This is a genomic window from Acidovorax sp. LjRoot118 (assembly GCF_964253575.1).
Classification (GTDB): Bacteria; Pseudomonadota; Gammaproteobacteria; order Burkholderiales; family Burkholderiaceae_C; genus Acidovorax.
In genome coordinates this window covers 1,087,813-1,095,000 of sequence record NZ_CAXURB020000001.1, presented here as the reverse complement: position 1 = coordinate 1,095,000, position 7,188 = coordinate 1,087,813, and the positions used below count along the sequence as shown (strand labels likewise).

Below are 7,188 nucleotides of genomic sequence, written 5' to 3'. Positions count from 1 at the left end.
CTCGCTGATGCGCAGGCGCGAGCGCACTTCCACACCGGCCTTCTCCAGGCCTTCGATTTCCTCGAAGAGCTTGGCGGCCGACAGCACCACGCCGTTGCCGATGTAGCACTTGACACCGGGGCGCATGATGCCGCTAGGGATCAGGTGCAGTGCGGTCTTCACACCGTTGATGACCAGCGTATGGCCGGCATTGTGGCCACCCTGGAACCGGACAACGCCTTGCGCGCTCTCGGTGAGCCAGTCGACCAGCTTGCCCTTGCCTTCGTCACCCCATTGGGTTCCGACCACCACTACGTTGCGACCTTTGGTTGCTTTCATCTCAGACCCAATTTTCAATTGCAATTAACTCAAACAGCCTGCACGACCCACTGGCCCGCAATCTGCACCAGCTCTCGGTCACAGTGGAACTCATCGACTTCGCTCCCATGCCCAGGCAGAACACATACCACCGTCTCGCCTTGGCGGCGCAGCTCGGCAATGGCGGCGTTCACGTCGCTCGCCTCGCCCCAGGGCGCGCGGATGGCGGCCTTGAGGGCGCGCGGGGACACCACGCTCACCAGTTGCTTGATGTCCAGGCTGAAGCCGGCCGCAGGCCGGTTGCGGCCGAACACGGCACCCACTTCGTCATAGCGGCCGCCACGCACCAGCGCATCGCTGGCACCCTTGCCATAGATGGCAAAGCGGGTGCCGCTGTAGTACGCATAGCCACGCAGGTCGGCCAGGTCGAAGGTGACCACGGCGCCGTCCAACCGCGAGGCCAGCCAGCGCAGGTGCGACAGCACTTCAGCCACGCCGGCGATGTGCTTCAAGGCCTTGTCGGCCTCGGCCAGTACGGACTCGTCACCATACAGCTGCAGCAGCGCCAGCAGCCCCTGGCGCGATGCCGCAGGGAAATCACGGGTCAGCGTTGCCAGTTCGCTCGCGTCCTTGGCCGCTAGGGCGGCATGGATGCGGCTGAGCAACGGCGCATCCACCGCCACACCGGCCAGCAGGCTGCGCACGATGCGCACGTCGGCCAGGTCGATGGTGGTGTCGCGCACCTCGGCCACGCGCAGGCATTCACGCGCCAGCTGCAGGGCTTCGAGGTCGGCCTCCAGCCCGGCATGGCCATAGATCTCGGCGCCAAATTGCAGCGGCTCGCGCGTGGCATGGGGGCGGTCGGGGCGGGTGTGCAGCACGGGGCCGCAGTAGCACAGCCGTGTCACACCCTTGCGGTTGAGCAGGTGGGCATCAATGCGCGCCACCTGGGGCGTGGTGTCCGCACGCAGCCCCATGGAGCGGCCCGACAACTGGTCCACCAGCTTGAAGGTCTGGAGATCCAGCGCCTCACCGGTACCGGTCAGCAGGGATTCCAGGTGTTCCAGCAGCGGCGGCATGACCAGCTCATAGCCATAGCAGCGCGCCGTGTCGAGCAGCCCGCGACGCAATTCTTCGATGTGCCGCGCTTCGGACGGCAAGACATCGGCAATGTGATCCGGCAGGACCCAAGCAGACATGAGAAAAGGGGAGGCTGTTAAAACCGTGATTCTACCGGCACCGGCCAAGACCCCTCCAACGGGGACCGACCAACAAGGCCATCAAGCGCGCGAAACACATGGAGCCACCCCGTCCCGCAGGAGGGAAGGCGGCAAAAAAAAGGCAGCCCTGCAATGCAGAGGCTGCCGCTGTGCGCCTGGCGCCGCTTTTTTACTTGCGCGGGGCTGCAGGCTGCGCCGTAGAAGCCGTGCCGCCGCGGAAGGCCTTGAAGAACTCCGACGACGAGGGATCGACCACCATCACGTCGCTCTTCTTGTTGAAGCTCGATTTGTAGGCTTCCAGGCTGCGGTAGAACTGCGCAAACTGCGGGTCGCGGCCAAAGGCCTCGGCGTAGATGCGAGCGGCCTCGGCATCGCCCTCGCCCTTGATCTTCTGGGCATCGCGGTAGGCGTTGGCAATGGCGATCTCGCGCTGGCGATCGGCATCGGCGCGGATTTTTTCGCCTTCGGCCGCACCGGTGGAGCGCAGTTCGTTGGCCACGCGCTTGCGCTCGGCCTCCATGCGGCGGTAGACCGACTCGGTGATGGCCTCCACATAGTCAACGCGCGTGATGCGCACGTCCACCACGTCCACGCCCCAGGGCTTGGCGCCGCGCACGGTTTCCAGCACTTCGCGCTTCACATCGGCCATCAGCGCTTCGCGCTTGAGCGAGAGCAGCTCCTTCACGGTGCGCTTGTTGATCTCTTCCTGGAAGGCATTGCGTACCACGCGGTTGAGCTGCATGGCACCGGCGCTTTCATCCAGACCGACGTTGCGGATGTACTGGGTGGGCTCGGAGATGCGCCAGCGCACATACCAGTCGATCACCACGCGCTGCTTTTCTGCCGTGAGCATAGGTTCCGTATCGGGGCTGTCCAGCGTGAGCAGACGCTTGTCGATGTAGGTCACGTTCTGGAACGGCGGCGGCAGCTTGAAGTTCAGGCCCGGCTCGGTGATCACTTCCTTGATCTGCCCAAGCGCGTAGAGCACGCCGAACTGGCGCTGGTCCACCACGAAGAGCATGGAGCTCATGAGTGCAAGCACCACCAGGAGGGTGGATGCGATAAATCCGACTCTGTTCACGAGCTGCTCCTAGCGGGATTCACGTTCGCGTGTGCGACTGCTGTCACGCGCCCGGGGGTCATTCGAAAAAGGGGCCGCAGGCGCAGCCGGAACCACCGTGGTGGCCGCAGCACTGGCGGGCTGCGCATCCAGGGCGCCTGGCGTGCCGGTGGCCACGCTCTGCATGATCTTGTCCAGCGGCAGGTACAGCAGGTTGGAGCCCTGGCGGGAATCCACCAGCACCTTGGTCACGTTGCCGTAGATCTGCTGCATGCTCTCGATGTACATGCGGTCACGGGTGACCTGGGGCGCCTTCTGGTACTCGGCCAGCACCGACGAGAAGCGCTGCGCATCGCCCTGCGCCTGGGCCACGATGCGGGCCTTGTAGGCAGCCGCCTCTTCATTGAGGCGCGATGCGGAACCCACGGCACGCGGGATCACGTCGTTGGCATAGGCCTGGGCATCGTTCTTGGCACGTTCGCGCTCCTGGCCGGCCTTGAGCACATCGTCGAAGGACGCCTGCACCTGCTCGGGCGGGCGCACACCGCCCTGCTGCAGGTTGATGCCCACCACTTCGACACCCACCTTGTAGCGGTCCAGGATGGTCTGCATCAGCGTGCGCACGCGCGGCGCGATCTGGTCGCGCTCTTCGGCCAGGGCAGTGTCCATGCGCATCTTGCCCACCACTTCGCGCACCGCCGTTTCAGCGGCCTGGATCACGGCGTCCGAGGGGTTCTTGCTCTCGAACAGCCAGGCGCGTGCATCGCTCAGGCGGTACTGCACGGCGAACTTGATCTCGACGATGTTCTCGTCTTCGGTGAGCATGGCCGACTCGCGCAGGCCCGTGCTCTTGATGATGTTGTCGCGGCCCACGTCGGCCGAGCGGATCTGCGTCACGAACACCAGCTCATGGCGCTCGATCGGGTACGGCAGGCGCCAGTTGAAGCCCGCACCCACCGTGCTCTTGTACTTGCCGAACTGGGTGATGACGGCCTGCTGGCCTTCCTGCACGATGAAGAAGCCCGTACCCATCCAGATCACGAAGACGATGCCGGCGATCAGGCCCACGCCCACACCCGCGCTCTTCATGTCGGGCGGCTGGAAGCCGCCGTTGCCAGCGCCCCCCGTGCCCCGGCCACCGCCGCCGCCCTTGCCGCCAAACAGGCCGCCGAGCTTGCGGTTGAGGTCACGCCACAGTTCATCCAGATCCGGTGGCTGGCCATTGCCCTGGCCCTTGTTGTTCTCGCGCCCGCGATTGCCTGCAGGGGGCGGCGCCGGCGGGCGCTCGTCCGGGCGTGCGCCGTCGTCCGGCTTGTCTTCGCCACGGCCCCAGCGGGGATCGTTCAGATTGAACATGCCCCGGATACGTTCTGGCAGCGAAGCCCAGCGTAGGGTGCGATTTTGGAAATTCATGCGCAAAGTCTCTGGTTCTCTGGTGGCATCGATCAAAACGGCATTGTGCCCAATCACTCCTCTTGGGCCGGCAATGGGGCAGCATCAACTGGGGTCATGTCCTCCTGCGCCGCCAACACCCGTGCGGACAGCACACGGCGAAGGGAGTCCAGGCCCTGGCCGGAGCGTGCGCTCACGAACAGGCGGGGCACCATCTGCCCCTCCACTTCGTACTGGTCTTCCAGCAGCGCGGGCTGCTGTTCGGCGTCGAGCGCATCGAGCTTGTTGAACACCAGCAGCTGCGGAATGTCGGCCGCACCGATCTCGTGCAGCACGCGCTGCACCTGGTCCATCTGCTCGGGAAAGTTGGGGTTGGAGGCATCCACCACATGCAACAGCAGATCGGCATCCACCGCCTCCTGCAGCGTGGCCTGGAAGGCATCGACCAGGCCGTGTGGCAGGTCGCGGATGAAGCCCACCGTGTCGGACAGCGACACCGAACGCCCCGCATCGCCCAGGTAGAGCTGGCGCGTGGTGGTATCGAGCGTGGCAAACAGCTGGTCGGCCGCGTACGCGCGGGCCTTGACCAGCGCATTGAACAGCGTGGACTTGCCGGCGTTGGTATAGCCCACCAGCGAGATGGTGAAGGTGTCGCGCCGGTCGCGCTGGCGGCGCTGGGTCGAGCGCTGGCGCTTGACCTTGACGAGCCGCTCGCGCGTGCGCTTGATGGCCTCGCCGATCATGCGGCGGTCGAGCTCGATCTGCTTTTCGCCCGGACCGCCGCGCGCACCGATGCCGCCGGTCTGGCGCTCCAGGTGCGACCAGCGGCGCACAAGGCGCGTGCTCAGGTACTGCAGCCGGGCCAGTTCCACCTGCAACTTGCCCTCATGGCTGCGGGCCCGCTGCGCAAAGATTTCGAGGATCAGGAAGGTGCGGTCAGAGACCGGCAGCTCCAGGTTGCGCTCCAGGTTGCGCTGCTGCGCAGGGCTGAGCGACTGGTCGAACAGCACCTCCACCGCACCGTGCATCTGGGCCAGGGTGCGGATTTCATCGGCCTTGCCGCTGCCCACGAACAGGGCGGCATCGGGTGCCTTGCGCTTGCAGGTCAGGCGCGCCACGGGGTTGAGCCCCGCAGTTTGCGCAAGCAAACCCAGTTCTTCGAGCTCGCCATCGAAATGGGGAAGACCGAAATCCACCCCCACCAGCAACACCGAGGCACCACCCGCGTCAGAAGATGCGGGGGTACTCAAAGCGGATGGCCTCCGCCCATGACCATCTGACCCAGAATTGAATGCTGAACTGGATGCCGCAACTCAGGTGCCGGCGCCGTCTGCATCAGGGGTTTCGGCCGTCGAGAAATTGACTGCACGACCGGGCACGATGGTGGAGATCGCATGCTTGTAGACCATCTGCGTCACGGTATTGCGCAGCAACACCACATACTGGTCGAACGATTCGATTTGCCCTTGCAGCTTGATACCGTTCACCAGGTAGATGGAAACAGGTACATGCTCCCTACGCAGTGCGTTCAGGAAAGGATCTTGCAAAAGTTGGCCTTTATTGCTCACGATATTCTCCGTGTTCAAAGATGTTGTTGTAAACCACCACCTTACCACAGCAAAGTGGGACTTTTGCCGCCTGGTGACATGGCCTTTCGCCAACCCGGCCTTTCTGCACGCCGAACCGAGGTTCTCACCAGGGAATACCGGGGGTGAATATGCGGCGACAGAAACAGATAGTTACTTCTGCGCGCCATTCACCAAACCAGGGCGTTGCAATAACCATGCTGCAATGCAGCATATGCCATGGCCAAGAAGGAGCCGTGCGGCAGCCCTCCCCCCGGGGTCAGCCCTCGTCCTTGTCCGCGTAGGGGTTGTGCGAGGTCTTGACCTCGATGCGCAGCGGCGTGCCCACCAGGTCGAATTCCTTGCGAAAGCGCCCTTCCAGGAAGCGCTTGTAGGCCTCGGTCACATGCTCCAGCGAGTTGCCGTGGATCACGATCACCGGCGGGTTCATGCCGCCCTGGTGCGCGTAGCGCAGCTTGGGGCGGAACATGCCCGCGCGCTTGGGCGCCTGGAACTGCACCGCCTCCAGCAGCAGGCGGGTGAGTACGGGGGTGGACATCTTGCAGGTGGCCGCCTTGTGCGCCTGCACGATGGAGGTCCACAGCGGGCCCAGGCCCTGGCGCTTCTTGGCCGAGATGAAGTGCATCGAGGCGAACTTCAGGAACGACAGGCGGGTTTCGATGGAGCGCTCCAGCAGCGTGCGCTGGTATTCATCCACGGCATCCCACTTGTTCACGGCCAGCACCACGGCGCGGCCGCTCTCCAGAATGTAGCCGGCAATGTGCGCGTCCTGGTCGGTCACGCCCTGCGTGGCATCGAGCAGCAGCAGCACCACGTTGGCCGACTCGATGGCCTGCAGCGTCTTGACCACCGAGAACTTCTCGATCGCCTCGAAGACCTTGCCCTTGCGGCGCAGGCCTGCCGTGTCCACCAGCTCGAAGCGCTGGCCGTTGCGCTCGAAAGGCACGGTGATCGCATCGCGCGTGGTGCCCGGCATGTCGAACGCGACCAGGCGCTCTTCGCCCAGCCAGGTGTTGATCAAGGTGGACTTGCCCACATTGGGGCGGCCCGCCACGGCAAGCTTGATGACGCTCTTGTCGCCTGCGGCATCGGCCTCGTCAGGGTCGGGCAGGTTCAGCGGCTCCAGCGCAATCTCCACCAGGCCCCTGATGCCCTGGCCATGCGCAGCCGACACCGGGAACACTTCGCCCAGACCCAGTTCATAGAACTCGGCCAGCTGCACGCCCTCGACCATGCCTTCGGCCTTGTTGGCCACCAGCACGCAGGGCTTGGACAGCCGGCGCAGGTAGTTGGCGATGTCATGGTCCTGCGCCGAGACACCGGCGCGCGCATCCACGACGAAGACGACCACGTCGGCCTCGGCCACGGCCTGCTGCGTCTGCTTGGCCATCTCGCGGTAGATGCCGGTGGATGCATCGGGCTCGAAGCCCCCGGTATCGATGACGATGTACTCGTGCTTGCCCTGCTTGCCATTGCCGTAGTGGCGGTCACGCGTGAGCCCGGCGAAGTCCGCCACGATCGCGTCGCGGGTCTTCGTCAGGCGGTTGAACAGCGTGGATTTACCGACATTCGGCCGCCCCACGAGGGCGATAACTGGCTTCATTGAATACGACCTATCAGTTTTCCATTGCGC

General features: G+C 64.6%; 7 protein-coding genes (1 of these 7 only partly in view). All 7 read right to left on the bottom strand.

Annotation, left to right across the window (positions count from 1 at the left end):
- Positions 1–318, bottom strand: the 5' end (the start) of a protein-coding gene (locus ACSQ9E_RS05120; protein ID WP_057205367.1) for an adenylosuccinate synthase. Its footprint begins 1,059 nt before the window's first position; only the first 318 of its 1,377 coding nucleotides appear in the window; it begins with the start codon at positions 316–318; its stop codon lies beyond the left edge, outside the window.
- 29 nt (positions 319–347) lie between these two features.
- Positions 348–1,496 (bottom strand): ATP phosphoribosyltransferase regulatory subunit, encoded by a 1,149-nt coding sequence (locus ACSQ9E_RS05115; protein ID WP_057205364.1) that lies wholly within the window; start codon positions 1,494–1,496, stop codon positions 348–350.
- Positions 1,497–1,686: 190 nt separating this feature from the next.
- On the bottom strand, positions 1,687–2,598 hold the full coding sequence (gene hflC / locus ACSQ9E_RS05110; RefSeq protein WP_427999838.1) for a protease modulator HflC: 912 nt from the start codon (positions 2,596–2,598) through the stop codon (positions 1,687–1,689).
- 9 nt (positions 2,599–2,607) lie between these two features.
- Positions 2,608–3,990, bottom strand: a complete 1,383-nt coding sequence (gene hflK / locus ACSQ9E_RS05105; protein WP_427999837.1) for an FtsH protease activity modulator HflK — start codon at positions 3,988–3,990, stop codon at positions 2,608–2,610.
- A gap of 53 nt (positions 3,991–4,043) precedes the next feature.
- Positions 4,044–5,219, bottom strand: a complete 1,176-nt coding sequence (gene hflX, locus ACSQ9E_RS05100; protein ID WP_436217084.1) for a GTPase HflX — start codon at positions 5,217–5,219, stop codon at positions 4,044–4,046.
- 63 nt (positions 5,220–5,282) lie between these two features.
- Positions 5,283–5,537, bottom strand: coding sequence for an RNA chaperone Hfq (gene hfq / locus ACSQ9E_RS05095; protein ID WP_057205382.1), 255 nt, complete (start codon positions 5,535–5,537; stop codon positions 5,283–5,285).
- Between the two features lie 277 nt (positions 5,538–5,814).
- Positions 5,815–7,158, bottom strand: coding sequence for a ribosome biogenesis GTPase Der (gene der, locus ACSQ9E_RS05090; RefSeq protein ID WP_057205351.1), 1,344 nt, complete (start codon positions 7,156–7,158; stop codon positions 5,815–5,817).
- Positions 7,159–7,188 lie beyond the last annotated feature (30 nt).